This window comes from Vibrio sp. R10-SG3-ISO3 (assembly GCF_059834225.1).
The window spans coordinates 162,982-189,787 of record NZ_JCBDHE010000045.1; the positions used below are offsets into that span (position 1 = coordinate 162,982).

Consider the following 26,806-nt stretch of genomic DNA (forward strand, 5'->3'; position numbering starts at 1 on the left):
GCTACAGTTTCAATCGTCGCCATGAAACAGTTTCATGAAATAACCACACATCTTTTATTTATCAGGCCAGAAAATAGCCTAATAGCATGTGTTTTTATGGGGCATAAAATAAAAAAAGAGAGGCAAATACCTCTCTAATATAATGCTTAATAGTGAAATTAATGGCGCAATATAAAGCTGGCCGTTAATTCAAATTGCACTTGCGCCAGTTGTTCCAACTCTTTTCCTTGAGTCGCGAGTTGGTGTGAGCGATCTAAATTTTGCTCTGCTAAGGAGTGAATGTGACTGACGTTCTTAGTGACATCACTGGCCACCGACTGGTGCTCCGTTGTCGCACACGCGATTTGATGGCTACGCTGAGAGACCTGATCCAATCGGCTATGCACTTCATGCAGTCGCGCGTTGACTCGCTCGGTTTGCTGCATGCTCTGCCCCATCCCATTCAAACAACTGGCAATTTGTTGGCTAGCGAGATCCGAGCGCTGTTGCAATCGCTCAATTTTACTTTGAATCTCTTTGGCGCTGCTGGTGGTCTGCGCTGCTAAAACCCGCACTTCATCGGCCACCACAGAGAACCCTCGGCCATGCTCACCGGCGCGCGCAGCTTCAATCGCCGCATTCAGCGCAAGTAAATTGGTCTGCTCTGAAATACCGGATATAGCCTCCAATATCGACTCAATGCTGGCACTTTCAGCCTCCAGTACTCCGATGGTTTCAGTGACTTGGTTAAGCTCTTCAGAGAGCGATTCCAACATCGCCACATTGCTATTCATCTCTGTCTGCGCGTGCTGGGAGTGCTCAACGGCGCCAGTGACTAGGGAGAGCGTCTGCTCTGCTGAGCTCGCGATGTCTGTCACCGAGCACTCGATTTGCTCCATCGCCGTCGCTACCAGCAGCGTTTGCTCCGTCTGTTGACTGATCGCTTGATTGAGCTCTGCGCTAATGGTTTGGTTGGAGAGTGATGCCTCATTGACCTGCGCACTGGATTGACGAATACGCTCAATCATCTCCGACAGATGACGCACCACGACATTGACCTTTTGCGCCACCTGACCAAACTCGTTGCGCGCTGAATAATCGACATCAGACGTAAGATCTTTCTGCGCGATGGCATCGAGTGCCCCCAGTAAGAGCCGTGTCGGTCGGCGCACCATACTGGCAAAACTCAAACCCAACACAAGCGCGACAACAATAGAGCCAAACGAGATGCCGATAAACAAGGTTTGAGTTGCCTCGGTGGCCGATTTTGCCTCTTCATACAGGTCATTGGCGACCTGATTGGCAAAGCGTGACAAGCCATCGATATGCTCGAGCTGGCGATCAATGGCTTGTTCCAACTCCTGACGTAGTTGTCGCAATTGTTCTGCCTGCTCTACGGTTTGCAGGTGCCAATGCACCGCACCCTCTTGAGCAAACGCATGTAGCTTTAGGCGCTGTAAGGTACCTTCTAGCGTTTGATAGACCTTTGGCGCTACTGCGGTTAAGGCTTGTTCGCTCTCCTCCAAATAACGTTGACGCGTCGTAAAACGTCGCGCCACTGAGCGCAGCTCTGTCATGTCTTTCTGCTTGTAGACCTCATTCGCTTCATTGCCCAGCAACGACACTTGACTGGTCAATCCATCCAACGCTCGCTGAGCTGACTCTGATTGTGCTCGTGTACGCGCACGTTGAAGCGAGTTACTCAACTGCGTCATCAGTTGTTGGAATTGAGATTGAAGATAGTCACTGCGATCTTGCGCATCAAGCACATCGGTATAGGCACCCATCACCGCTTCCAAACCACTGAGCGCCAATTGCCCTTGTTCTTTGACGGGTGTGAGGAATGGCATGAGCTGAGGTTGATGCTGCGCTGCCGATTCAAACCACTCCAACTGACTCAGATAGACATCGCGATTGACGGCTATCCGCTCTTCAAAAGGGGGCAACTCATCCAAATATTGAGCCGATAAAAAGGGCGTAAGGCTACGATTGATATTAAGAAAATCTATGGTCAACTGCGCAGAGCGCAACATCAATGGCGTCGTATCACGAGTAATCGACTCCATCTTATCTGTGACATCTTGGTTACTGTGTACAGAGAGCCACGCCGATCCGACCATAATCGCAATCAAGCAGATAAAGCCCAAATAGAGGCGTGACACAAGGGTTTGAAATGGCATAGGTTCACCCGTTCTTGACCGAATCTAGAACACTTCGGTGTTTGACAAGGATAAAAAATGGGCACAAAACTGTGCCCAAACTGGAGTTAAATTGGCTGGTCGACCCGGCCCCACCAATCTGCCTTGTGGGGCCAATAAGTTGGACAGTAAATTACCCTAGGCTTACCACCACGCCTCGAACATGGCGCCGACAGCCACGGTGTCTGCGGTTGTTTTATCACCCGCTGAGCCAGTCGTTTCTACATCGCCAACGGTTGTATAGAAGCGCAGCATCGGACGGCTCCAAGGCAAGCCTCCCAGTGACACGTTTTGAGATAATGTCACTTTCCAACCGGTTTTCTCACTGCCATCGTCCCAATCTTCCATCGCATAACCAGCTTCTAGCCATGTTGAATGAACGTCATCCCATTGATACTGTGGACGAACGATACCGGCGTATTCGCTTTTCTCATCGGTATCAGCACCTGAAATATCTTTGTACGACACTAAGTAATCGATAATAAATTGCTCAGACGCTTTGTAGCCCCCTTCGACACTTGCGTAGAAGACCTGCTTATCACCTGCTAGCTCGAATACCGAGTTGTCAGCGCCATCGGCGTATTTCATCACTAACTTATTAGAGCTACCTAGGCCAAGTACGGCACCGACTTGCCAAGCGGTTTCATCTTCAACGTTTACTGCAGGATTTTTCTTCACAACAATGTCGCCATCTTCGTCAATCACGATTTCCTCACTCGCTGAGCTGTTGGCTTCACTAGAAGCAAAACCATAGTTCGCGTAAAGGTCTAGATTGCCGAAACCCAAATTGATTCCATGTAACTTTGACGTAATAGCATAGCGGCCCGCATCGTTGCCTAATGCCCCGTCGGAGCTGTCCACTGCACCAACAAAGCCCATATCCAACTTCACGCCACCCAAGTTTAGGTTGTTGAAGCCCGCGCCTTGGCCATCATGAGACATCCAGAAGTAATCATTCAAACCTTGTTGTGGACGCTGATGGAAGTCACGACCCGCCCACATGTAGAGCTCTGGTTGGCTTTCAAAAATGTTAGTGACGCCGGCATACATTTTCTTCAAATTCACGCCGCCTGATGAACCCCATTGGTCGTTGTTCCAATCATCCACCATGAAAACCAAATCCCATTTGGCACCATTGTCTGCTTGGAAGATTTTGGCTAATTGAACTTCACCACCATTCGCTTCGTTACCCAAACGGCCAAGAGAGCGACCAGTGCTGCCCACTTCGACATAACGGTTGTCACCTGACGAGTGGTGCGCGCCATAACGTGCGTAACCTGAGAAGATAATGCCTTGAGGCACTTGCGTATCTGGAGTCAACACAGCTTGTTGTTGGTCATTGACGTAGTCAATTTCAACCAGCTTTGACTCTAATTCTTGAATACGTTGCTCTAATGCCGAAATATCGGTTTCCGCAGCAAGGACAGAGGCAGAAGCGAGAGTGGAAGCCACCGCTAAAGTTATTGGTAAAACTCTAAAATGTTTCATGTTATATCCCTATTTAATTTAGGTTTGTTTTAATTCAGGGAAATAATAAGCAATGAAACCTTTGAAAATATTTGCCGACTTCACATCCGATTATTGAAATAAGCGTCATGAAACTGTTCTATTCAAGAGATTTAAAAATTAAAACAAGACTTTCATAGAGTTATGACGTTGTTTTTCAGGTTAGGCGAGGATGAAATCGGTTTCATTTCATGAGATTTGGCGAAATTTGTCACGAAAACGAGTCGATAAACAGGCGAACAAAAAACAACTCACATGAAAACTTTCAGCATTATGAAGGCTTTCATGCTCGCTCAACGGCTTTTCTTCGCTCTTGGTGATTTGCCTTTAAAAGAACGTCTCTTTTTGTAGGCCGGACGCTCAACCTTAGGTAAATGACGCAGCGATGGCGGTACGTCACCGGATTTGACCTGCTGCATCAATCCGTCGATGCTCTGTTGGAGTGCTTGCATGAAAGGTTGGTAGGCTTGATTTCGCTCGGCCATACCTTGCAACTGGTGCTCCCAGTGGGCGGTCATGTCAGGGTAGGTGGATTCGCTTGGCAAGGCGTGAATTAGCCCGCGCCCGGCGGCGGAGCTCAATATGGCTTTGCCTTGGCGGGTGAGGAGTTGACGCTTAAATAGCGTATCCAAAATACCGGCTCGAGTAGCTTCGGTGCCTAACCCGTCGGTCTCTTTTAAGATGGCTTTTAATGCTTTGTCTTCAACGAATCGGGCGATGCCTGTCATCGCTTGCAGTAACGTGGCTTCGGTAAAGTGTTTCGGCGGCTCTGTTTTTCTCTCTTTGATCTCTCCCTCTCGGCAGGTCAGCACTTCTCCTTTCGCCAGCGGTGGCACCGTCTCAACGCCTTGATCCTCATCATCCACTTTGCCCATCAGTGCCTTCCACCCCGCTAAGACCAATTGTCGACCTTTAGCGACAAACGCACCGCCGGCGATCTCAAACACCAACTTGGCTTCGGCATACACAGCTGCAGGGTAAAACTGCATCAGATATTGGCGAGCAATCTGCTGATAGATTTTCATTTCACTTGCAGAGAGCGCATTGACTGACGCTTTTTTAGGCGTCGGAATAATCGCGTGGTGTGCATCCACCTTGCTGTCATTCCATGCTTTGGACTTCAAGGAGAGATTCGCCTCCTCCACCGCCGTGGACAGATCCTTGGCGTTATTGGCAATCGCATCACAGACCGAACGCGCCTGCGAGTAGTGCTCAAGCGGCAGGTAGCGGCAATCTGAGCGTGGGTAGGTGATGAGCTTATGTTTTTCGTACAACGATTGGCAGGTATCAAGCACTTGTTGTGCGCTCATACCAAAACGCTTGGCGGCGTCAATTTGCAGTGCAGAGAGCGAATAAGGAAGCGGCGCCGACTGCTTAGTCTGCTTTTGTTCGGACTCCACCACCGTGGCCGGCTGATTGGCGATACGGCTTGCAACGTTCTCAACCAGCTTGCGGCTCAATACTCGGCCTTCTTCATCGAGCCAAGGCTGACAGGCTTCACTCGGCTTCCATCTCGCGCGAATATCAAACGCCTGATCACCCTGCTGATAGGGAATCAACGCATGCAACGTAAAATAATCTTTAGGTACAAACTGCTCAATCTCTTCATCTCGACGCACCACTAAGCCGAGTACCGGAGTCTGAACGCGCCCAACGGATAAAACGCCCTGATAGCCCGCTTTTTGCCCCAACAAGGTATAGGCTCGCGACATATTCATCCCATACAACCAGTCGGCGCGCGAACGCGCCAACGCGGAAACAGAAAGGGGGATAAAGTCACGGTTGCTGCGCATTTGGCTAAGCGCACGTTTAACGGCCGGTAAGTTCAAGTCACTGATCAGCAGACGTTGCATCGACGTCCTCTTACCTTGGGGGACGCGACAGTATTCAATCACTTCATCCACCAGCAATTGCCCTTCTCTGTCTGGATCCCCAGCGTGGACGATCTGCTGCGCCTCTTTCAGTAACTTACGGACCACTGTGAGCTGCTTGCTGGCGGACTTTCTCGGTCTGAGTTGCCACTGTGACGGGACAATAGGCAAGTCAGCGAGATTCCACTTTTTGTAGCGCTCGTCATAACTGTCTGGCTCGACCTGCTCTAACAGGTGACCAATACACCAGGTCACTACATCGCCATTGCCGCAACGAATATAGCCTGACTCATTTTTCTTTGGGCCAGGCAGCGCTGCCGCGATCGCTCGGCCAAGACTGGGTTTTTCAGCAATAAACAGACGGGACATAGGGAGTTTAGACGCGAGTCAAATGGCAAAAAATAAGGGCAACATTAACCAATGTCGCCCTTACAAATCAAGAAAAACTGTAAATATAACCAGTATTATTCTTCGTCGCTGCCTGCTCGCGCCGCGGCTTCTTTAATCAGTGGCTGCAATTCGCCTTTTTGGAACATCTCAATAATGATGTCACATCCACCGATCAGCTCACCTTCTACCCACAATTGTGGGAACGTTGGCCACTGCGCATACGCTGGCAGTTCTGCACGGATGTCTGGATTTTGTAGAATGTCTACGTAAGCGAACTTTTCGCCACAAGCCATCAAAGCTTGCGCTGCTTGAGATGAGAAACCGCAGCTTGGTAGTTTCGGGGAACCTTTCATGTAAAGAAGGATCGTGTTTTCTGCGATTTGCTGTTTGATTTTATCGATAGTTTCCATTGCTTCCTCTTAATGGAGTTACTGCAAATATTCTGGACATTCTAAACCATTAGCGCAGAATAAAAAGCCTACAATAAGAAGGGATTTAATCCTTGCACAAATTTGGGCTTGAATGCGACACTGTTTGCACAATGCGGTGTCTTGCAAAAGCCGACGGGCTCTTGACGAGAATTTTGCAGTGATCGGATCCGAATAACTCTTTTAATAAAGTAAAAACTTGCTAAACTAGAACGCAAGTCAGCACATTGACCACAGCAAGCCGCGTGCAAGCTGTGAATAATAAATAACACTGGAAGCAATCGAAAGGGCTAACCCTTTCAAATCAATGGAGAATCGAGCAATGGCATTTGAACTACCCGCTCTTCCTTACGCGAAAGACGCACTAGAACCACACATCTCAGCAGAAACCCTAGATTTCCACCACGGCAAGCACCACAACACTTACGTGGTTAAGCTCAACGGCCTAATCCCAGGTACTGAGTTCGAAGGCAAAACACTTGAAGAGATCATCAAGACATCTTCTGGCGGCATCTTTAACAACGCTGCACAGATCTGGAACCACACCTTCTACTGGCACTGTCTTGCTCCAAACGCGGGTGGTGAGCCAACAGGCGCAGTAGCCGATGCCATCAACGCAGCCTTTGGTTCGTTCGACGCATTCAAAGCGAAGTTTACTGATGCGGCAATCAACAACTTCGGTTCTTCTTGGACATGGCTTGTGAAAAAAGCTGACGGCTCACTAGATATCGTGAACACGTCAAACGCAGCGACGCCACTAACAGAAGAAGGCACCACGCCACTACTGACGGTTGACCTATGGGAACACGCGTACTACATCGACTACCGTAACGTTCGTCCAGATTACATGAACGGTTTCTGGGCACTGGTTAACTGGGACTTCGTTGCAGAAAACCTAGCAAAATAATCCCTTCCCCCGAAAGGATTGGAATTTAGTCGCCTAAAAAGCCAGCAGTCAGCTGGCTTTTTTCATACCTGCTCTCAAGCTTTTTGCCCCCTCGCCGCTACATAGACATCAAGCGAGGACATATGCATACCCCGATTCATACCTTAGACAAAGCGAGCGTCATCAACGAGCTTCAGTTTGGCACTGGCATTAATCATGCGGTGCACGAAGGTCGCCGTGCCGATTTTGCGCTGATTCTCTCTTTGTTCTCTGATGATGTCCGCGACACAACGCCAGTGGAAAAAATCGATACGATTGACAGCAGTGAAACTGCCCTGCGTCGTCGATTTGAATTGCCGTCTCCGCAAACTCTGCGTTCGGATCAAAGCTCATACGCAGTTTCCGCGCAACAAGCGGCACTGTTTCACTCCAGTGGTCTCGCCAGTGCTAAGTTGTCCCACTACCTAACACCGGAAACCTTGACCTATTTACCCGAAGAGACACACGATCTTCCTGAAGAGGTCTATCACAACCTTTCTGGTCACCAGAGGCGTCAACTGGCAGAACAAACACCGCGTGAGCTAATGCCGGCCGATCTCTACAATCAGCTGATCCACGCTCAACGTCAGCTCCAAATTTCCCTACAAATTTAATGGGTTAACATCTTTGCTATTGACGCAGGATCACATTCTCGTTGTCTCATTTTGTATACATATTCACCCGTTCAACTAGAGAGTGTGAAACACCGCAAAGAAACACGCTCTGCTCAAAGATGCGCACAACTTATTTGAAGTTATTCACATATAAGTAACAGTTAATCTACCATGCTATATGAACAAAGTAGTCAAGTGTGACGAGAAGGAAGGCGAGCGATGGATATAAAAAATGCAGTAATATTAATTACTTCTGCAGGCTCTCAGCTTGGTGGTACGCTCGCGTCTCATTTCGCATCGCTAGGTGCCACCTTGGTTCTGTGCGACAAAAACTCCGCTCGCTTGCAACAAACAGTGCAAAGCTGTCAGCAGATCTCCACTAAGATCTACTCCTGTGCGATTGTTGATTACAGTGTCGATGCCATTCACGATCTGTTTCACTACATGGATGATACGTTAGGGCATTCACCCGATGTGTTGATCAACGCCATCACTAGCCATGCGATGCCGACCATTCTTGAACAGAGTGGCCGCGAGATTTTTACTCAGCAGCTTTCCCACATGGCAGCGACGCTATTTAGCTTCGGCCAAGCTACCGCAGAGCGAATGAGGACGGAAAAGAAAAACGGGGTAATCGTCAACGTTATCGCCCATGCGGATTATCGAGATTTATCTGGCTTCGACAACGCCACCTCCATGGTGGCCGGATTTACCCAAAGCTGGGCTAAAGAGCTAACGCCTTTCAACATTCGCGTTGGCGGTGTCGTACCCAGCTATGATGTTGACGATGTTCATTGGTCGGAGATTCACGACGAGCTGATCCGCAATACCGAGTATATCGTCGCCAATGATTACTTCAGTGGACGCGTAATGGCCGCTTAGCGTTGCAAAATGGCCTCGCTCGCTTGCTCAATCAGATCGAGCACATTCTCGAACCCTTCATCTCCGCCATAATATGGGTCAGGTATTTCATCCACGTCTGCATCAATGTCACTGAGAAACAGTTTGAGCTTATGTTGATGCTCACGTGGGCACTGCGCTTGAAGATCGGCTAAGTTGTCCCTATCTGCCGCCAAAATGAGATCAAAGCGAGCAAAATCATTGGGCTCTACTTGCCGTGCTCGAATCCCTTTAAACGAATATCCCCGCTTCTTCCCTGCCGCCTGGGCACGTGGGTCCGGCGCATGACCTTGGTGGTAACCGATGGTTCCTGCCGAGTCTATCTCCACTTCAACGCCTAGCTCTTTTGCTTTCGCTCTGAGCACCGCTTCGCCCGTCGGAGAGCGACAGATATTGCCCATGCAGACGACAAGGATGGAGGAACACTGAGTACTGTTCATGATGGATTTCCTTTTCAGTTGACCAATGTGCCGGCGTTTTCTCTCATTGAGGAAACGCGCTGTCTATTCCAAAACCATACGCGCAGATAAAAAAAGAGTGAAGCACGGGCTTCACTCTTTCGAATTCTCATAGGGGCGGTTTACTTGTAGTAAGCCTCAACCTCGCCTTTGAGTTTAATCAGCATCGGTTGACCCCAGCGATCTTTTGCTTTCGGTGATGGGATTTTTACCCAGCCTTCGCTGATGCAGTACTCTTCCACATCGGTGCGCTCTTTGCCATTTAGGCGAATGCCGATTTGGTGTTCAAAACACTCAGCGATGTGATGTGGGCTGCGTGGGTTGCCTGATAGGTGATCCGGTAACTCAGGTTTGGCGTTGGTATCGCTCATACTTGTGACCTAATAGTAGTAATCAAAACGTGGATTCTAGTTGAGACGCTAGGCGGGTTCAACTCTCACATCAAGACAAAGGGTAAGAATACCGCTTGTCGGCAACTCAACTACTCGCCACTGGATAAGCGAAGGTGCAACAGACCATTGTCGACAAACGCGTTATCGGGATGAAAGGTAACCAGATTCGATTCAAAGGACCAATCCCCTGCTCCCCAGCGCGTGTGATCGAAACGATCAAAATCATCACGCCACACCTTCTCAAATTGTCCATCTTGATAGCGGTAGTACTCCATCCAGTCCACTTGCTGGGTGAGTGGCAGTTGCTCAGGCTGAAACTTACCCACCCAATCCGCCGCTTCAGAGACCCAAAGGTTCATGCGGTAACTTTGCGGGCTGTCTCGCATGTCTATCACCTGTTGCGAGTCCTTGGCTAATACGCGATGCAACACCTCACCATTGACCAACCAAGTGATTTCATCTGGAGTCCAGATGAGCGTGTATTCCTGAAAGGTACTCAGTGGCACGGGGTGGAGATGTTCGGAGTGAATCCGCTCGCCAAGGGCGCCTGTGATGAGATTGGTTTGCAGTTGGTTGGGCGCTTTGCCGATCGCCTCGATATCTATCTCACGCCAAGGAATGCCGCCTTGCCAAGATTCATTATCGTAGGTGAAAAAAGACGAGACGACGCCGGGCTCAGAGACCAACTTCAACCTCATTACGAACTTGCCAAAGGTGACCTTGTCATGGCTGTATACTTCTGCGCCATAGAGTGGAACAGACGTCGTATTTAACCGCCCAGACTGAACCAAAGTATCTTGATTGGACACGTCAGCTTGTGTGTTAAGTGCGATAAAACTCAGGGCTGCGGCCATCGCGTATCGTTGCCAAGTCGGGTGTATCATCTCTGTGCCTCCTTCTCAAAACACATCTTGGTTATACACCGTGGCTAAGGGGTACAACATTCGTAAATTCAATTTGTTATCCATATCTTGAACAGCGACACTTTTTAGATTGGCGGCATGAAATCTATCCCAGCAGGATGAAACTTCTCCCTCTCAAAATGTGATATCACGCGAGAGAGTAACCACAGTCGATGACGGTTTTTTCCCTTTGCGTTGTCCGCTATGATGGCGAGCAAAGGAATGATCACAAGGTAACGATATGTCAGACCAAGCACCTTCTCACAAAGAGCAAAAACACCAACAGCGTCAACAGAAAGTCAAAGAACAAGTTGATAAGAAAATTGCAGCGGCACAAGAAGAGAAAGGCTTGTTGCTCATCATCACGGGCAACGGCAAAGGCAAATCCACCTCAGGGTTTGGCACAATTGCTCGCGCGGTCGGTCATGGTAAACAGTGTGCTGTCGCGCAGTTTATCAAAGGAACCTGGGAGAACGGCGAACGCAACCTGCTGGAAAAACTCGGCGTCGAGTTTCAAGTGATGGCGACAGGCTTTACATGGGAAACGCAAAACAAAACCACTGATACCGAAGCGGCTCAAGTGGTGTGGAAAGAGTGCCAGCGCATGCTCAAAGACGAATCACTGGATGTGATTCTGTTTGACGAACTCACCTACATGGTGAGCTATGGGTATATTGAACTCGATGAAGTGATCGAGGCACTCGAGCAACGCCCAGCAATGCAATCGGTGATCATCACCGGGCGTGGTGCCCATCGCAGTTTGATTGAGATGGCCGATACCGTCTCAGAAGTGAAAAACATCAAGCACGCCTTTGAATCCGGTGTCAAAGCCCTCAAAGGGGTGGATTGGTAACACGATTTTCCCATTACTGGGATTTAAAAAAGCCTAGCTCATAGCGACAATCGCGAGCTAGGCTTTTTGTTTGTTGCTGTGGTGCGCTGTGAGGTTAGTTGAACAAACCTTTGATCAAACTGTTGACGGCTTCCTTGGTTTTTTCGTCTTTGATTTTCCCGTCTAACTTCTCTAAGCCACGGTCAATCTCTTTCTGCGCTTTTTGCTTCAGTACATCATCAAAAACTAACTTGAACTTAGGCGCATCCCACGAGCCGGAGATGTTAATTGGAATCGTGACATCCTTCAGCTCATCGATATCTTTACCACCTTGGCCTTCCAAAGAACCAACCACTGAGGTGCTCACGGTAAAGTTCACTGTCTGCTTGATGTAGTTCGCTCCGCCTTGACCACGGATTCGTAGCAGAGGGGATTGCATGGTGAGATCGTTGGTCGAGACATTGCCTTTGTTAAGGACTAACGTAGCTTTCATCGCACTAAAGTCGGTTTTCTTAACACCCGTTGCGGCTTCCACTTTTTGACCTTTGATCTTGGCGTAGTTTTCACGAATCAACTGCGCAACGTTGATCCCATTGACCGCACCATCAGTGAAACTTATTCCTATCGTGCCAACAAGGTTTTGCTGAATACCACTTGGAGTCAAACTGCTGCCTTTGACGTCAACATCAATGTTACCTGTGCCTTCCAACTGATCAGTGTTGGCCACATCCACCAGCAAAGGCTGCACTTTCACGCCGCGAATCTGTTTTTTGGCACTGTAGGTCGCAGGGCTCTTACGCGCATCCAATCGTCCTGTGGCTGTGACGCTGCCCTGGTAGAGGTTGGCGGTAAAAGCGCTCAAATCAACCACACCTCGGTCAATCGAGAAGCTTGTGCTCACCTTCTCCATCTTGGCGTTGTTGGCCTTGAACTTATCGATGGTGATGTCACCCTTCACGTCCAAATTGGCCAACGCTGACAAGTCAGGTTCTACTTCTGCACTCGGTTGTTTCGCAGCTGACGTCCCCGCTTGTGACGTGCCTGATTGCGGTGAAGAACTTGACGTCGATTGAGATGAGTCGGTAGACTCGCCTTGATTTGAGCTGGCTTCGCCTAGTCCAAGAAATTCATCCAAGTCGATGTTTGGACTGTGAAGCGCAAAGCGCACTTTCGCGATTTCGGCCAAGGTGACTTCGGCTTTGCCATCAAATTGCAATGCATTGGCAGTCAGTTTACTCAGCACAAGGCTCAGATGACTCTTAGTGAGATCAAAACGTATGTCCGATAACAAGCCAATAGCCATAGGGGATTGAGGTAGGCTCTCGCCTTGCAACTGACCGTCGAGCGTGAATTGATTCACTTGCACTAGCGTCATCGCTTTATCAACGCTCAGTTTGGCCGCGCCCGTCATATCGATGTCCATATCAGCGGCTTGGCCTTTGATCTCGAAAGTCAACGGATTCACCGCATCAAACTGAAACGTCTCTAACGCCAGCTTAATGGATTCCATTTTGGTGCTTGGGTCACTAAAACGGCTATCTAGGTTGATATTGCGCAGCGCATAATCACGCAACCCGGGGGCTAATTTGAGCTCAAGGTCACCCTTGGTTTCAAACACTTGTTGGTTGTTTTGCCCTTTCGCTGCAAACGTCACCGAGCTCCATTCATCGAAGACAAACTCAGACAAGTTAAACGCCACATCGAACAGTTTGGTGAAACTACCTGTACGCAGGTCTTGGATCTCTACAGCGGCATTACTGACGCTCACGCCAGCGAGATTGATGCTCCAAGCGGCCCCAGCTTCTGTTTCGGTGGACGACGGCTCGCTGCTGGTTGAGCTTGCTACGTCCCCTGCCGTACTCTGGGTTTGAGTCGCCGGTTGCGATGAGGATGACGATTGAGTCAAAGCATCCAAATTGGTCGAGCCATCTTTACGCGTGATCAGCGCGAACTCAGCACCATCAAAGCGAAGTTTGCCAATGTTGAGCTGCTGGCTAAATAGCGGCATGACCGAGACATCAATACCCACTGAATCGACTTTAAACAGATTTTGTTTATCAAACCCGGCTGGGTTTCTCAGTTCAGTTTTACCGAGCTCAAAGCCAATCGATGGGAAAAACTGCCAACTGATATCCCCCTCAATGACCAGATCTAAGCCGGTGTGCTTTTTGGCCTGTTCGACAATCAGGGGTTTAAATTGGTTGGGATTGACGAGGGTTACCAATGCAACCACCCCGCCAAGGAGGACCACAACGACGACCGCTATGGCTATGAGTAACTTCTTCATCAGCATTATCCTTGCTAAGTAAGAGACAATTTTAGGTCTTCCCCAAGTATAAGTCGTGATTGAACAAATACTTGTCGCCATAAAAAGAAAGTGGCACTTAAAGTGCCACTTCTCACTAAAAAAATAAACCCCGCTGGGATTATGCTTTCAAAAGTTTTGCAATGTGCGCTTTTAACACATCAATGGCGATACGGTTTTTACCGCCACGAGGCACAATGATGTCCGCATATTGTTTAGAAGGTTCAATGAACTGCATAAACATCGGGCGAACCGTTTTCTGATATTGCTTCAAAACGGAATCCATCGTACGACCACGCTCTTCCACATCACGCTTCACGCGGCGCAGCAAACAGATATCAAGCGGCGTGTCCATAAAGACCGTCGCATGCATCAAATCGCGCAGACGCGGGTCAGTCAGGAGCAGAATGCCTTCAAGGATGATGACTTTCTTTGGGGTTAACGTGGTGGTTTTATCTAAGCGGGTATGCTCAGTGTAACTGTACTCAGGGACTTCCACCGCTTCACCGCGGATCAACTGTCCTAGATGGTCACAAAGCAAGTCATGATCTAGCGCACTTGGGTGGTCATAATTGGTTTTTACACGCTCTTCCATGCTAAGGTGGCTTTGATCGTTGTAGTAGCTATCTTCCGTAATCACACCAATTTGATGATCGCCCACCTTCTCACGCAACTCACGGTAAATCGTACTTGCGATTAAACTTTTCCCAGAAGCAGACGCGCCAGCAATACCGACGATCACACATTGATTATTCTCAGACATTATTCTTGCACTCGATGTTTGAATTGGTGTCATATTCACTAATATTAGCAAGTGTGCAAATAGACGCATGCATATCAGTGTAAATTGGCTAAACCGCCTGATTATAGGGAGAAGCGCGGTTTGTTGCTAGTCACACTTCGCAACAAAACCGCATTTGAATGGAGAAAAACGCAAGCAATCGATTACACCGAGTGAGGGTTACTCGACCATGGTGAATTGGATTGCCGCAGGGCGCTCTTCACCTTGCCAATACATGCGCGCAGTGATCGCTTCGGCAAGGGTAAGGTAGATTTGACTGTGCTCTGAGTCTGGCCTTGCCGCCACCGTAGGCACGCCTTGATCGATGTCTTCACGCATCGCAATATGCAGCGGCACTTGAGCGAGCAGATCCAACCCATATTCTTGCGCCATTTTCTCTGCGCCGCCTGCGCCAAAGATGTGCTCACGCTCACCGCAATGAGAACAGATATGGTAACTCATGTTCTCGACCAAGCCGACAACTGGCACCTCTACTTTATTGAACATCGCCGCGCCTTTACGTGCATCGGCGAGCGCCAAATCTTGCGGTGTGGTGACAATCAAAGCACTGGTGACGGGGATTTGCTGCGCCAGCGTCAGTTGAATATCCCCCGTACCCGGCGGCATATCGACCACTAAATAGTCCAAATCTGGCCATTCGGTCTCATTCAACAGCTGAGCTAACGCCTTAGAGGCCATCGGCCCACGCCAAATCGCGGCTTCGTCTTTGGAGACCAGATAACCGATAGATTGCGTCACGATGCCGTGCGCCTTGATAGGTTGCATCCATTTGTTGTCTCTCACTTGTGGCTTAGCGTCTTGCTGACCAATCATCATCGGCACCGATGGCCCATAAATATCCGCATCCAACAAACCGACGTTGGCACCTGTTGCGGCCAGCGCCAACGCCAAGTTGACCGACGTTGTTGATTTTCCCACACCGCCTTTGGCTGAGGTTACGGCAAGGATATTTTTCACGCCTTTCACTTCCGCGCTCACATGAGTGCTGAGCGGTTTCACATCGATTTGGATAGAATACGGGAAACGCTGGATTTGACCGCGCTCTATCTGACCTTCAATCCAAGTAGTGAGTTCACTAGGCAAAGAGCGCGAAGAAAACGGCAGTCGAATCTGACATTGGTCGGCGGCGACATGAACGAGATGTGGCGTTGAGGCCCAATCGGCCACAAGCTGTGGATGTTGAAACTGATTAAGCCAGTCGCATAGCGCTTGCTTAGAAGTAAACTGCTGCATGAATGCTCCTTGTTATAAGACCCACTGAACTGGCAGAGGGCGCGCAGAAAACACACGCTCTTTGTACAGAAGGATAGCACCGCACATGCTATCACTCCCGAGGTCCTGACAGAACCCTGAAAAAACTGGGTGTTTGAGCAACTAGATACCTTGGAGTCACTGGTGGGATAAGGTAGTATTACCGTCTATTTTTTCCTACACCTTAAGAAGCGAATATTAAGTATGGCAAACGATCCAAGAACCCTTGATCCAAGGAAACTGCTGGTAACTTGTGCCCTTCCGTACGCTAACGGTTCGATTCACCTAGGTCACATGCTTGAGCACATTCAAGCCGATATCTGGGTACGCTACCAACGCCTACGTGGCAACACTGTAAACTTCATCTGTGCTGACGATGCTCACGGCACGCCAATCATGCTAAAAGCACAACAGATGGGGATGACACCAGAAGAGATGATCGCTACCGTAAGTGAAGAGCACCAAAAAGACTTCGCTGGCTTCGATATTAGCTTTGATAACTACCACAGCACACACTCAGAAGAGAACCGTGAGCTAGCGTCACACATCTACTTAGAGCTAAAGAAAAACGGCTTTATTTCTAGCCGTACCATTTCTCAACTGTTTGACCCTGAGAAAGAGATGTTCCTTCCGGACCGTTTCGTAAAAGGGACCTGTCCGAAGTGTAAATCCGAAGACCAGTACGGTGATAACTGTGACAACTGTGGTGAAACCTACAGCCCAACGGAACTGATTGATCCTAAATCAGCGGTCTCTGGCGCGACGCCCATCATGAAAGATTCTGAGCACTTCTTCTTCGACTTGCCTCAGTTCGAAAGCATGCTGAAAGAGTGGACACGTTCTGGTTCTCTTCAAGCTGAAACCGCCAACAAGATGCAAGAGTGGTTTGAGTCAGGCCTGCAACAGTGGGATATCTCACGCGATGCCCCTTACTTTGGCTTCGAGATCCCAGGTGAAAAGGACAAGTTCTTTTATGTTTGGCTAGATGCGCCAATTGGCTACATGGGCTCGTTCAAAAACCTGTGTGACAAGCGTGATGATCTCGACTTCGACGAGTACTGGAAAAAAGACAGCACAACAGAGCTTTACCACTTTATCGGTAAAGACATTGTTTACTTCCACTCTCTGTTTTGGCCAGCGATGCTTGAAGGCAGCGGTTTCCGCAAGCCAGACAACGTATTCGTCCACGGCTATGTAACGGTTAACGGCGCGAAGATGTCTAAGTCTAAAGGGACCTTCATCAAAGCAGCTACTTACCTAGATCACCTAGATCCAGAGTGTCTACGTTACTACTACGCGGCGAAGCTCAACAGCCGCATCGATGACCTCGACCTCAACCTTGAAGACTTCACTCAGCGCGTGAACGCTGACGTCGTGAACAAGATTGTTAACCTAGCATCACGTAACGCAGGCTTCATCAGCAAGCGCTTTGACGGCAAGCTTTCAGCACAGTTTGCAGAGCCAGAACTATACAACGAGTTCGCAACAGCGGCTTCTCGCATCGCAGAGCTTTATGAGAGCCGTGAATTTGGTCGCGCAATCCGCGAAATCACGGCCCTTGCTGACAAAGCAAACCAATACGTCGATGAGAAAGCGCCGTGGGTGATTGCGAAAGAAGAAGGTAAAGACCAAGAGCTGCAAGACATCTGCTCTGTGGGTATCAACCTATTCCGCGTATTGATGACGTACCTAAAACCTGTGATGCCTGCGCTCGCTGCACGCACTGAAGCCTTCCTAAACGAAGAGCTGACGTGGGAAGGGGTCGCGTCACCGCTGACCGATCACGAAATCACTAAGTTCAAAGCGCTGTTCAATCGCATTGATCCGAAGAAAGTGGAAGCGATGGTGGAAGCGTCTAAAGAAGATGCGGCAGCCGAAGTGGCAGCGAAGGAAGCAGCAGAAGCGGCGAAGCACCAAGCGAGCCAAACTGAGCTGGATAAAGATCCTATCGCCGATGAGATTGAATTTGATGCATTCGCCGCCGTGGACATGCGTATCGCTCGTATCATCTCTTGCGAAGAAGTGCCAAAAGCCAACAAGCTGCTTAAGTTCCAGCTCGATATCGGCGGTGAAACTCGTCAAGTCTTCTCTGGTATTAAGTCTGCTTACAAACCCGAAGAGCTTGAAGGCAAACTCACCGTGATGGTTGCGAACCTTAAGCCGCGTAAGATGAAATTTGGTATGTCGGAAGGCATGATCCTAGCAGCAGGCCCTGGTGGCAGCGAGCTATGGATTCTTGAGCCTCATGAAGGCGCACAGCCAGGTATGCGCGTGATGTAATCACCAGGCTCGTATCACTCATCCCCGCGTGACACCGTCCGCGGGGATTTTTTGTGCCCTCAATCACAATATTAGGGCTTACTTTGCACCAAAACCGTTCAACCCCTTCGCCCTACAGAATGTAACCCACTGTATTTAAACAACTTATAAGTTGGCACGGTTCCTGCTCTACCCACTTAGTAGTAGGCGAGTACAAGGAGTACGTTATGTTTGTGTTGATTTCAGTGGTTCTATCGATAGCCGTATTGGCTGTCATGCTTTACTTCTCTAAAAAGCGTCAAAGCACTTTAGAGCGCAAGTTTGAAACACTGGTCTTGCTGCGACAGGTGATGTTGCTTAGCCGCAAACATCGTAGCGCGACCCACATAGCGTTAACCAAGGAGGTGACGGATAGTGAGCTGGAAGAGATTGAAGCGCTCTACGATCAAATGGTCGATATCACCAATGGCTTGGTGGCCAACGCGCCCTTTGACAACAAACCCATGTACCGAATTTTCCAATTGAAACTCAAAGGCATGCATAAAGAGTGGCAAGACAGAACCGTGATTCGCAACCAAGTCATCCACGGTAAAACCATTCGTCACTGCATGTTCTTGATGGATGAAGTCGCGATTGCATGGTTGATTGAGTCTGAGCGTGAAGATCTCAGTGATGAGTACCACATGAACTGGCAACAAATCCTCGACAGTATGGAAGTGCTGACTCAACTGCGTTTGTGCATTCCAGAAATCGATACTATTGATGGTCGCTTGCGCGTTAAATACTATTGTGACAAAACGCGTCGTAAACTTAACCAACTGTCGATCATCAGTCCATTGAGTGTTGCCTCGCCAGCCAGCAGTGCCGCGATGCGTGATCTGACTGAAATCGCCATCAGCGAAGAGCTAGATTGGACAGAAGAAGCCTTGTATGAACTGACCAGTGACGTGTCTGCGGTCATCTCGCAAGTCTATGACCAAGTGTTATCGGACATGACGGAAACACTCTATCTGCCACTTCCTCGAGTAGCGATAGCGTGAACGGCTAACGATACACGTTTTAGCAAAATCTATGGTTGCCAATCTATTGTAAATAAAACGGCCAGGTGATAAGACCTGGCCGTTTTCATCATTGCTTGCTCAACGCGAATATGCGCTAAAGACTCTGATATTTAGATCATTTTTACTTAGAGCATTTTGCGCGCCGCTTCGACGACAACTTTAATCGAGCGTGCTTCGGTTTCTTTTAGCGTAGAGTGATCAGGGATCTCTTTTTGAGTTCGGTTGATGATGACACCCGCCACACAACCTGCTTTTAGGCCTGAGCTTGCACACATCGTCAATAAGGTCGCTGACTCCATCTCGAAGTTCAGTACGCCCATATCTTGCCACTCTTTCATCGAGCCTTGGAAACGTTTCACCACGCGACCGGAGAAGGTATCGTAACGCTCTTGACCAGGGTAGAAGGTATCACTGGAAGCCGTGACACCCATGTGAACCGTTGCACCTGTCTCTTCTACCGCCGCCTTCATCGCTGTTGCCACATCAAAATCAGCCACCGCTGGGAACTCCATAGGCGCGAAATGCAGACTGGCACCATCGAGACGCACAGAGCCGGTTGAAACAATCATATCGCCAACATTCACATGCGGTTGGATTGCACCAGTGGTACCAACACGTAGGAAGGTACGCACACCACACTGCGCTAACTCTTCAACCGCAATAGAAGTCGATGGGCCACCAATACCGGTTGAACACACAACAACAGGCTTGCCCTCTAATTCAGCGCGGTACAGCGTGTATTCACGGTGACTGGCGAGAAACACCGGATTATCCATCTCTTCAGCAATTTTTTGCACACGTGCAGGATCGCCAGGGATGATCGCGAGTGTCGCACCAGCAAGATCATCTTTCGTAACACCAAGGTGGAAAACAGCTTGAGACATAGGGGAGGCTCCTTATAGTGACAGGCTCATCGAATGGGTGGCGGCCTGTTCTTACATTTGTTTGGGTACCCGGCTACTCTAACCAAGTCAGCAGCAATATAGAGTGATTTAGATCACACATAACAAAGCAACAAAACATTCAATTTCACAATAAACCGTTTTGCATCACACTTTAATGCGCAATATCGTCAATTTTGCACATAAAACCGCCGTTTGATCTCACGTTTTCTCATCGCTACGGCCATCACCCCGAGGTCAACAGCGATGCCTCCGAGAGCGAAATAAACGGCGAGACGTTGATTAAACCGGATGCTTAAAGCAATCGTTGATGGTTTTACCGATCGCGCGTAACACATCTCTTCTCGTGATGATCCCAACCAATCGACCATTATCAATGACAGGGTAGACCTTAGGCTTACCGACCTTCATCATATCCGCCAACTCGATAATAGAGGTATCAGGAGTCACTGAAAGTACCTCCTTGCTCATACAGTCCGATACGATATGGGTATCTTGGCAGTAGTAACTCACCTTGATGAGTTTATCCAACAGGTCTTGGCCCGAGAGAAAACCAATCACTTTTTTGCTCTCGTCAATCACGGGCCCACCGAGATAATTTGAGTTCATCACCTTTTCAAGCGCCGCACTCAACGACATATTGGGGGTAAATGTCACCGCTTGTAACGTCATATAGTCTCTGACCTTTAATGATTCCATCTGCGTCTCCTTGTCCGTGCTCTGGGCGGGTCATACTATATATTGTCGTCTAATTTCTTGATTTCACAAATGGCGCTGCGCATTTTTCCACCGACCCTCAACTTAATGACTAAACTGTAATTAGTGATAGCGATGGAGAGGCATGAGCCCGTGAACTCAACGTTGACTGAATTGATGAAAGTGACCCCCGCGTTGATGCATACAGTGTTTGCCTCTTTGCCTGAGCCGACCTTTTTAATCAGCAAAACGGGCGTCTATGTGGAGGCGTGGGGTGGACGCGATACGACGCGTCACCATGAACCAAGAGTCATTGCCGGGCTGGACCAGTACCAAGTACTTCCAGCTGACAAAGCGCTGTTCTTTGCCAAAAAACAGCGCCGGGGTACGATTCATCAAATCAATCAGTGGTAGAGCAAGGCATCAACTAAGGTTGTTGCCAGCGCTGTGCGGCTTGCGCATCGGACTCACGCGATTCCACCCAACGCGTATCGGTTGTCGTGCGCTCTTTTTTCCAAAACGGCGCTTGTGTCTTGAGGTAGTCCATCACAAATTCGCACGCTTCAAACGCGGCTTTGCGATGCGCACTCGTTACACCGACAAACACAATTTGATCGCCAATATCAAGATCGCCAATACGATGGATCACACGCACACAATCCAGCGGCCAACGCGCCAATGCGCTGTCGCAAATCTTTTGCAGCGATGACTCCGTCATTCCTGGGTAATGTTCAAGGGTAAGACCGGTCACTTGGTCGCCCAAGTTCATGTCCCTAACCTTGCCGACAAAGGTCACCACTGCGCCAATACTGGCGTCTTGCGCCAACTGACCATACTCCTCACCGACATCAAAATCATCCGCTTGAACAGAGATACGCACCGTCATCGTTAGCCCCCTGTTACTGGCGGGAAAAAGGCCACTTCATCGCCATCTTTCAGCGGATGGGTAAGCGGCACAATTGCTTGATTCACCGCTGCGAGCAGTTTACCCGCTTCGAGTGCGAGAGACCATTTGCCCTCTTGCTGCGCAAGATGCGCACGCAATGACTCTACGGTGTCAAATTGGTCAGGGAGCGTTAATGTATCAACGCCAACCAACTCGCGCGTTTGCGCAAAAAACAATACGTTAATCATAATCCACCTTGAAATGCCCGGATTTTCCGCCCGTTTTCTCCAAAAGCCGCACCGAACCGATCACTATGTCTTTTTGCACCGCTTTACACATGTCGTAGATGGTCAGCGCCGCCACTGAAGCCGCGGTCAATGCTTCCATCTCCACACCGGTTTTGCCGGCGAGCTTGCACACCGACTCGATGCGCACCTGACTCTTTTCGGTCAGCGCTTCCAACTGTACTTCCACTTTGGACAGGAGCAGCGGGTGGCATAACGGAATCAAGTCCCAGGTTTTTTTCGCGGCTTGAATACCGGCAATACGAGCGGTGGCAAACACGTCACCTTTGTGATGTTCTCCAGAGAGAATCAGTTGCAGCGTCTCTGGCGCCATGTGAACAAAAGCTTCAGCGCGCGCCTCGCGCACTGTGTCTGCTTTGCTCGACACATCGACCATATTCGCTTCACCCGAAGCATTGATGTGAGTCAGTTCACTCATGCGATCCCCTTATACCGATAAGTGAGGCATAAAGTTACAAGGACGATGGCTGGCATCCAACTGCTGCTTGATGATCTTAGTCCAGCCTGTGCGACACGCCCCTGTCGAACCCGGCATGGCAAAAATCACGGTGTGATTGGCAAAGCCAGCAATGGCGCGAGACTGAATCGTTGAAGTGCCGATTTCTTCAAAAGAGACCATGCGAAATAGCTCGCCAAACCCTTCCACTTCTTTGTCAAATAAAGGCTTCAGTGCTTCAGGCGTACTATCGCGAGAAGTAAACCCCGTACCGCCGGTGATCATCACCGCTTGGATTGACTCATCCGCAATCCACTGAGAGACGATGGCACGAATCCTATACATGTCATCAATCACAATTTGCTTATCAACCACTTGGTGTCCTGCCTCTTGAGCTTGCTCGACCAAGTAGCGTCCCGAGGTATCGTTTTCTTCGTTACGGGTATCCGACACGGTTAACACCGCGATTGTCGCCGGTTGAAATTTGCTTTCTGCGTGACCCATTTGTTCACCTTTCACATAATTTACGTTGTTTTTTTTCCATCACGAGTGTCCCCCCGTGATCACAATTTCGCTTTCGTCATTCTGACGTGACTATCCACCGATAGAGGCTAAATGAGGTGTAGCACCTGAGTTGCCATCATGAAGAAAGTGACTGACGGATTTGGTTTGAAGTGCTTGCTGAATACGCGACGTCAGCGCCGCTTGTTGGCCATCACTTTGGAGCAAATCTCGCAGATCCACCCCCTCTTCGCCAAACAGACATAAGTGCAATTTACCAATTGCCGAGACTCGTAGACGATTGCAACTTTGGCAAAAATCCTTCTCGTAAGGCATGATCAAACCAATTTCACCTTGGTAATCTGGGTGAATAAACACCTGAGCCGGGCCATCGTTACTGGCTCGAGCCTTGAGCAGCCAGCCGTTGGCAATAAGCTGATTGCGAATCGCCACACCGGAGACATGATGTCGTTGAAACAGCTCGTCCATCTCACCCGTTTGCATCAGTTCAATGAAACGTAACTGGATTGGCCGGTCTTTTATCCAAGCGAGAAACGCCGGCAGTTCTTGCGCATTGAGATCTTTCATCAACACGACGTTCACTTTGACCTGCGAATACCCCACTTCAAACGCTTTATCAATGCCCGCCATGACTTGGGTAAATTTGTTCTCACCGGTGATCTGGTGGAACATGCGCGAGTCAAGGCTATCGACGCTAACGTTAATGTGAGTCAACCCAGCTTGCTTCCACTGTTCAACCTGCTTCTCCATCCGGTAGCCATTGGTCGTAGTGGCGACTTTCTTGATGCCCGGCGTACTTGAGACGGTATGAATGATATCCGTGAAGTCTTTACGTAAGCTGGGCTCTCCGCCTGTGATGCGCACCTTGTTAGTGCCGCACTCAGCGAACGCATTGACGACCCGTTGGATCTCTTCTATCGATAAAAAAGACGAGCTACGACGCCCCGCAGGTTGATAACCATCAGGCAAGCAGTAGGTACATTTGAAGTTACAGACATCTGTAACAGAGAGACGCAAGTAGTAAAACTTGCGTTGAAAACTATCTTCGAATTGTTGCGCCACGAAACACCTTTCCAAACACGGGAGGCATGACCATTTCCAATCAAGCCCTTGTGACCTTATGTCACTGGCTTAGCGCGCTTATTCTCTTGTTGAAAACTTAGCCCGATAAGCTCGGAGTTATGGCAACCGGTTCCGTTTTGAACCAGCAGCTAAGCGATAAAATACTTAAAATTTGTGGGCCTTTCTACCTTTGGCGTAAAAAAACCGAATCTCGCGCCCAAAATACCCACTATTGAGTACTTGCGGCGCCTCGATTACTCTACATTGTAGTCCATAGTGATAATTACAATGACACACACATGACGTTATACAATACAAAAAAAGTGGTCGCAGTTGGCGGCGGTCACGGTCTAGGGCGCATGTTGGCGGCTCTAAAAGATTTCGGTAGTAACGCCACGGGGATCGTGGCGACGACAGATAACGGTGGCTCAACTGGGCGCATTCGCCACTGCCAAGGCGGCATTGCCTGGGGCGACACTCGTAACTGTATCAACCAATTGATCACCGAACCCTCCATCAGCTCAATGATGTTCGAATATCGCTTCAAAGGCGCGGGAGAGCTCGATGGTCATAACCTTGGCAATCTTATGCTCACGGCACTGGATAACCTGTCCGTACGCCCACTGGAGGCGACCAATCTCATTCGCAATATGCTTAAAGTGGATGTCAATATCATCCCCATGTCAGAGCACCCTTCTGACTTGAAAGCCCTTGCACCTAACGGACGCTGGGTCACCGGTGAAACCAGTGTCGATGAAATGCCAGATAAGTTGATTCGTTTAGACTTAGAGCCAGAGGTACCGGCGACGAAAGAGGGCGTCCTCGCTATTGAACAGGCAGATGCAATCGTACTTGGCCCTGGCAGTTTTCTGACCAGCATTATGCCCCCGCTGCTGCTGCCTGAATTAAGCAAAGCCATCGCGCTCAATCGCAAAGCGACACTGATTTTCGTCGAAAACTTATCCAAGGAGCATGGTCCTGCGGGGAAAATGTCCTTAAAGGAAAAGCTCGAATGGTGTGAACGCGCATGCCAAGGGCGTAGGATTGATGTGGTGCTCGGTGATACGCCTCACCCTGAGCTCAGCGAGTGGAACTGTGTGACGACGCCCCTTGCCTCACCCAATCGCGACTGGCGTCACGACCGAGTGAAATTGCAGCGCGCCATTGAACATTTAGTTGACCAATAACGAGTGGTAACTTTGCTTGGTCTCGTGCAACAGAGTAATCATGGCATGCTTTGATTGCTCTACGTCCAACTCCGCCCCGGTTTTGGCTTTGGTATCTATTTGCGTAGAGAGATGACACAGGGCATCGGCGCCAAAACTGGCGGCGCTACTTTTCAACGCGTGGCTGATCTCTTTAAGGTACTCTAACACGTCCGTTGCACCGTCATCGGAGAGATGCTCAATGTAACTGCTCAGTTCCCCTAAAAAGATGTCTAATAGCACGGGGACGTTCTCTTGGCCGATTTCATCGGCCAACTTATCGACTTTAGCCTGATTCAAAACAGGTTCCATTAGCTTTCCTTAGCGTTCCACGCTTGTAATTTTCGATAGAGCGTTGACGGGCTGACATCCAAATACCCTGCGGCTTTCGGGATATTGCCATCACATGCGGCGATCGCCTGCTCAATGGCGTTTTTCTCAGTCAACCATAACGGAAAAATCTCATGCACTGAAATCGTCTCCGGTTGCGGTAAAGAGACTCGGATTTCATTGGTCGCCGGTTGGTTTAGCGGCGGCGGCAACATGTCTAAGGTGATCTCGCGGCCATTATTAAGCACAACGACGTTCCGTAACACGTTTTGCAGCTGACGCACATTGCCCGGCCACTCATAACGTTTAAAACGTTCGACCACATCCGGTGCCAGACGAACAAAGTCTTTCCCTTCTTCATTGGACATGAAACCCAGCAGCGAGTAGGCAATCTCTATAATATCTTCGCCACGCTCACGCAGTGGCGGGAGATGCAATGGGATCACATACAGGCGATAGTACAAATCTTCCCGAAAACGCCCCTCTTCCACTTCTTTCCAAGGGTCGCGGTTAGTTGCACACACAAAACGCACGTCCACGCTTTTCATTTTAGACGACCCGACTTTCTGGAAAGTACCGGTCTGGATAAAACGCAGCAATTTGGTTTGCAAGTCTAGATCCATCTCGCACAGCTCGTCCAAAAAGAGTGTTCCTCCATCGGCCAGCTCTGCGGCGCCCTGCCTGTCGGTTGATGCGCCCGTAAACGCCCCTTTCACGTGGCCAAACAGCTCACTCTCAATCAAATCCTTAGGAATCGCCGCACAGTTGATCGCAATAAAGGGCTTATCGCCACGTTTACTGGTGGCATGAATAGCCTCGGCGCACACTTCTTTACCTGTGCCACTCTCACCAGTGATAAAAATACTCGCTTTACTGGTTGCGGCAGAGTCTATGGTGCGATAGACAGCTTGCATGGTTTGGCTACTGCCGATGAACCCTTGATAACTCTGATTTCCCGGGTTATCGGCTTCGTTTTTCAACTTAGTGGCTTTACGAATCGCGTTGTTCACGGTTACGCGCAGGCGATCAGCTTCACACGGCTTAATCATAAAGTCTTGCGCGCCAAGACGCATCGCTTCTACCGCGCTATCAATCGAGCCGTGGGCAGTCATAAAGATAACAGGGACATCCGGAACTTTCGCTTTCACCGCGGTTAATACGTCCATCCCCGTCATATCGGGAAGTCTTAAGTCGAGTAGGATGAGATCCGGTGTGCGAAAATTGAGGCTCTCAATCGCATCACGCCCAGTGCCGACGATATTGATGTCTATCCCCAGCGGCGTGAGATACGAGCGATAGAGCGCCGCAACGGACGCCGTATCTTCTACCATGAGTAGGTATTTGGATTTTTGAGTATTCATTGCCTAGCCGTCTATTTTTATTTTGCAT

The 26,806-nt window shown here is 49.3% G+C and carries 27 protein-coding genes and 1 riboswitch; of the genes, 8 read left to right on the forward strand and 19 right to left on the reverse strand.

Translation table 11 applies throughout. The annotated features are described in order from the left end of the window. Positions 1 to 158: 158 nt before the first annotated feature. The 4 genes from AC6R1A_RS13495 to AC6R1A_RS13510 form a co-directional block, all read right to left on the reverse strand. Entirely contained in the window at positions 159 to 2,159 is a 2,001-nt protein-coding gene (locus AC6R1A_RS13495) for a methyl-accepting chemotaxis protein (RefSeq protein WP_500632262.1), read from the reverse strand. A 162-nt stretch (positions 2,160 to 2,321) separates the two neighbouring features. Beyond that, on the reverse strand, positions 2,322 to 3,665 hold the full coding sequence (locus AC6R1A_RS13500) for a carbohydrate porin (RefSeq protein ID WP_500629009.1): 1,344 nt from the start codon (positions 3,663 to 3,665) through the stop codon (positions 2,322 to 2,324). Between the two features lie 311 nt (positions 3,666 to 3,976). After that, a complete protein-coding gene (locus AC6R1A_RS13505) occupies positions 3,977 to 5,923 on the reverse strand; it encodes a DNA topoisomerase III (protein ID WP_500633670.1) in 1,947 nt (648 codons plus the stop codon). Between the two features lie 95 nt (positions 5,924 to 6,018). Continuing rightward, the gene (locus tag AC6R1A_RS13510; protein WP_334552696.1) at positions 6,019 to 6,354 is read right to left on the reverse strand and encodes a Grx4 family monothiol glutaredoxin; all 336 of its coding nucleotides are present in this window, start codon (positions 6,352 to 6,354) and stop codon (positions 6,019 to 6,021) included. 340 nt (positions 6,355 to 6,694) lie between these two features. Here AC6R1A_RS13510 and sodB point away from each other — a divergent pair, with 340 nt between their 5' ends. The 3 genes from sodB to AC6R1A_RS13525 all read left to right on the forward strand — a co-directional run bounded on the left by sodB (position 6,695) and on the right by AC6R1A_RS13525 (position 8,793). Continuing rightward, positions 6,695 to 7,279 (forward strand): superoxide dismutase [Fe], encoded by a 585-nt coding sequence (gene sodB, locus AC6R1A_RS13515; protein ID WP_334552697.1) that lies wholly within the window; start codon positions 6,695 to 6,697, stop codon positions 7,277 to 7,279. 122 nt (positions 7,280 to 7,401) lie between these two features. Beyond that, positions 7,402 to 7,911 carry a VC2046/SO_2500 family protein gene (locus tag AC6R1A_RS13520; protein WP_500633669.1) on the forward strand — a complete coding sequence of 170 codons (510 nt, stop codon included), beginning with the start codon at positions 7,402 to 7,404 and terminating at the stop codon, positions 7,909 to 7,911. Positions 7,912 to 8,130: 219 nt separating this feature from the next. Continuing rightward, positions 8,131 to 8,793, forward strand: coding sequence for an SDR family oxidoreductase (locus AC6R1A_RS13525; protein ID WP_500632264.1), 663 nt, complete (start codon positions 8,131 to 8,133; stop codon positions 8,791 to 8,793). On the opposite strand, the gene AC6R1A_RS13530 is transcribed toward AC6R1A_RS13525, so the two are convergent. From AC6R1A_RS13530 to AC6R1A_RS13540, 3 genes are all read right to left on the reverse strand, one after another. Next, positions 8,790 to 9,251 carry a low molecular weight protein-tyrosine-phosphatase gene (locus AC6R1A_RS13530; protein ID WP_500632265.1) on the reverse strand — a complete coding sequence of 154 codons (462 nt, stop codon included), beginning with the start codon at positions 9,249 to 9,251 and terminating at the stop codon, positions 8,790 to 8,792. The genes AC6R1A_RS13525 and AC6R1A_RS13530 overlap by 4 nt on opposite strands. A gap of 140 nt (positions 9,252 to 9,391) precedes the next feature. Beyond that, the gene (locus AC6R1A_RS13535; RefSeq protein ID WP_334552704.1) at positions 9,392 to 9,640 is read right to left on the reverse strand and encodes a DUF3297 family protein; all 249 of its coding nucleotides are present in this window, start codon (positions 9,638 to 9,640) and stop codon (positions 9,392 to 9,394) included. Positions 9,641 to 9,750: 110 nt separating this feature from the next. Continuing rightward, positions 9,751 to 10,545: a family 16 glycosylhydrolase gene (locus tag AC6R1A_RS13540; RefSeq protein ID WP_500638755.1), complete on the reverse strand. Its 795-nt coding sequence runs from the start codon at positions 10,543 to 10,545 to the stop codon at positions 9,751 to 9,753. Positions 10,546 to 10,804: 259 nt separating this feature from the next. Here AC6R1A_RS13540 and cobO point away from each other — a divergent pair, with 259 nt between their 5' ends. Further along, on the forward strand, positions 10,805 to 11,416 hold the full coding sequence (gene cobO, locus AC6R1A_RS13545) for a cob(I)yrinic acid a,c-diamide adenosyltransferase (RefSeq protein ID WP_500632267.1): 612 nt from the start codon (positions 10,805 to 10,807) through the stop codon (positions 11,414 to 11,416). Positions 11,417 to 11,510: 94 nt separating this feature from the next. On the opposite strand, the gene AC6R1A_RS13550 is transcribed toward cobO, so the two are convergent. The 3 genes from AC6R1A_RS13550 to apbC all read right to left on the reverse strand — a co-directional run bounded on the left by AC6R1A_RS13550 (position 11,511) and on the right by apbC (position 15,735). Next, the gene (locus AC6R1A_RS13550) at positions 11,511 to 13,682 is read right to left on the reverse strand and encodes an AsmA family protein (protein ID WP_500632931.1); all 2,172 of its coding nucleotides are present in this window, start codon (positions 13,680 to 13,682) and stop codon (positions 11,511 to 11,513) included. Positions 13,683 to 13,821: 139 nt separating this feature from the next. Further along, positions 13,822 to 14,463 (reverse strand): uridine kinase, encoded by a 642-nt coding sequence (gene udk / locus AC6R1A_RS13555; protein WP_500632932.1) that lies wholly within the window; start codon positions 14,461 to 14,463, stop codon positions 13,822 to 13,824. A 198-nt stretch (positions 14,464 to 14,661) separates the two neighbouring features. Beyond that, positions 14,662 to 15,735, reverse strand: coding sequence for an iron-sulfur cluster carrier protein ApbC (gene apbC / locus AC6R1A_RS13560; RefSeq protein WP_500632933.1), 1,074 nt, complete (start codon positions 15,733 to 15,735; stop codon positions 14,662 to 14,664). A 222-nt stretch (positions 15,736 to 15,957) separates the two neighbouring features. Here apbC and metG point away from each other — a divergent pair, with 222 nt between their 5' ends. Together metG and AC6R1A_RS13570 are read left to right on the forward strand one after the other, a co-directional pair. Beyond that, on the forward strand, positions 15,958 to 18,033 hold the full coding sequence (gene metG / locus AC6R1A_RS13565; RefSeq protein WP_500632934.1) for a methionine--tRNA ligase: 2,076 nt from the start codon (positions 15,958 to 15,960) through the stop codon (positions 18,031 to 18,033). Positions 18,034 to 18,239: 206 nt separating this feature from the next. Next, complete coding sequence (locus tag AC6R1A_RS13570) at positions 18,240 to 19,052, forward strand: hypothetical protein (protein WP_500632935.1); 813 nt, start codon at positions 18,240 to 18,242, stop codon at positions 19,050 to 19,052. A 146-nt stretch (positions 19,053 to 19,198) separates the two neighbouring features. On the opposite strand, the gene udp is transcribed toward AC6R1A_RS13570, so the two are convergent. Further along, positions 19,199 to 19,957: a uridine phosphorylase gene (udp, locus tag AC6R1A_RS13575; protein WP_334552719.1), complete on the reverse strand. Its 759-nt coding sequence runs from the start codon at positions 19,955 to 19,957 to the stop codon at positions 19,199 to 19,201. Between the two features lie 300 nt (positions 19,958 to 20,257). Continuing rightward, positions 20,258 to 20,674 carry a CBS domain-containing protein gene (locus tag AC6R1A_RS13580; protein WP_500632936.1) on the reverse strand — a complete coding sequence of 139 codons (417 nt, stop codon included), beginning with the start codon at positions 20,672 to 20,674 and terminating at the stop codon, positions 20,258 to 20,260. A gap of 150 nt (positions 20,675 to 20,824) precedes the next feature. On the opposite strand from AC6R1A_RS13580, the gene AC6R1A_RS13585 reads away from it, so the two are divergent. Then, on the forward strand, positions 20,825 to 21,085 hold the full coding sequence (locus tag AC6R1A_RS13585; protein WP_500632937.1) for a hypothetical protein: 261 nt from the start codon (positions 20,825 to 20,827) through the stop codon (positions 21,083 to 21,085). A gap of 13 nt (positions 21,086 to 21,098) precedes the next feature. Here AC6R1A_RS13585 and moaE read toward each other — a convergent pair whose 3' ends face one another. The 5 genes from moaE to moaA all read right to left on the reverse strand — a co-directional run bounded on the left by moaE (position 21,099) and on the right by moaA (position 23,882). Then, complete coding sequence (gene moaE / locus AC6R1A_RS13590; protein ID WP_500632938.1) at positions 21,099 to 21,557, reverse strand: molybdopterin synthase catalytic subunit MoaE; 459 nt, start codon at positions 21,555 to 21,557, stop codon at positions 21,099 to 21,101. Positions 21,558 to 21,559: 2 nt separating this feature from the next. After that, positions 21,560 to 21,805 (reverse strand): molybdopterin synthase sulfur carrier subunit, encoded by a 246-nt coding sequence (moaD, locus tag AC6R1A_RS13595; protein ID WP_334552725.1) that lies wholly within the window; start codon positions 21,803 to 21,805, stop codon positions 21,560 to 21,562. Then, positions 21,798 to 22,280, reverse strand: a complete 483-nt coding sequence (moaC, locus tag AC6R1A_RS13600) for a cyclic pyranopterin monophosphate synthase MoaC (protein ID WP_334552727.1) — start codon at positions 22,278 to 22,280, stop codon at positions 21,798 to 21,800. The genes moaD and moaC overlap by 8 nt, the downstream gene beginning before the upstream one ends. A 9-nt stretch (positions 22,281 to 22,289) precedes the next feature. After that, the gene (moaB, locus tag AC6R1A_RS13605; protein ID WP_500632939.1) at positions 22,290 to 22,802 is read right to left on the reverse strand and encodes a molybdenum cofactor biosynthesis protein B; all 513 of its coding nucleotides are present in this window, start codon (positions 22,800 to 22,802) and stop codon (positions 22,290 to 22,292) included. 90 nt (positions 22,803 to 22,892) lie between these two features. After that, positions 22,893 to 23,882: a GTP 3',8-cyclase MoaA gene (moaA, locus tag AC6R1A_RS13610; protein ID WP_334552731.1), complete on the reverse strand. Its 990-nt coding sequence runs from the start codon at positions 23,880 to 23,882 to the stop codon at positions 22,893 to 22,895. Next, positions 23,871 to 24,011: riboswitch (molybdenum cofactor riboswitch) on the reverse strand. It overlaps the preceding gene by 12 nt. A 170-nt stretch (positions 24,012 to 24,181) precedes the next feature. On the opposite strand from moaA, the gene yvcK reads away from it, so the two are divergent. After that, positions 24,182 to 25,069, forward strand: a complete 888-nt coding sequence (gene yvcK / locus AC6R1A_RS13615; RefSeq protein ID WP_500632940.1) for a uridine diphosphate-N-acetylglucosamine-binding protein YvcK — start codon at positions 24,182 to 24,184, stop codon at positions 25,067 to 25,069. On the opposite strand, the gene luxU is transcribed toward yvcK, so the two are convergent. Beyond that, complete coding sequence (luxU, locus tag AC6R1A_RS13620; RefSeq protein WP_500632941.1) at positions 25,055 to 25,399, reverse strand: quorum-sensing phosphorelay protein LuxU; 345 nt, start codon at positions 25,397 to 25,399, stop codon at positions 25,055 to 25,057. The two genes, yvcK and luxU, sit on opposite strands and share 15 nt — an antisense overlap. Continuing rightward, positions 25,399 to 26,778 (reverse strand): quorum-sensing sigma-54 dependent transcriptional regulator LuxO, encoded by a 1,380-nt coding sequence (gene luxO, locus AC6R1A_RS13625; protein ID WP_500632942.1) that lies wholly within the window; start codon positions 26,776 to 26,778, stop codon positions 25,399 to 25,401. The genes luxU and luxO overlap by 1 nt, the downstream gene beginning before the upstream one ends. Positions 26,779 to 26,806 lie beyond the last annotated feature (28 nt).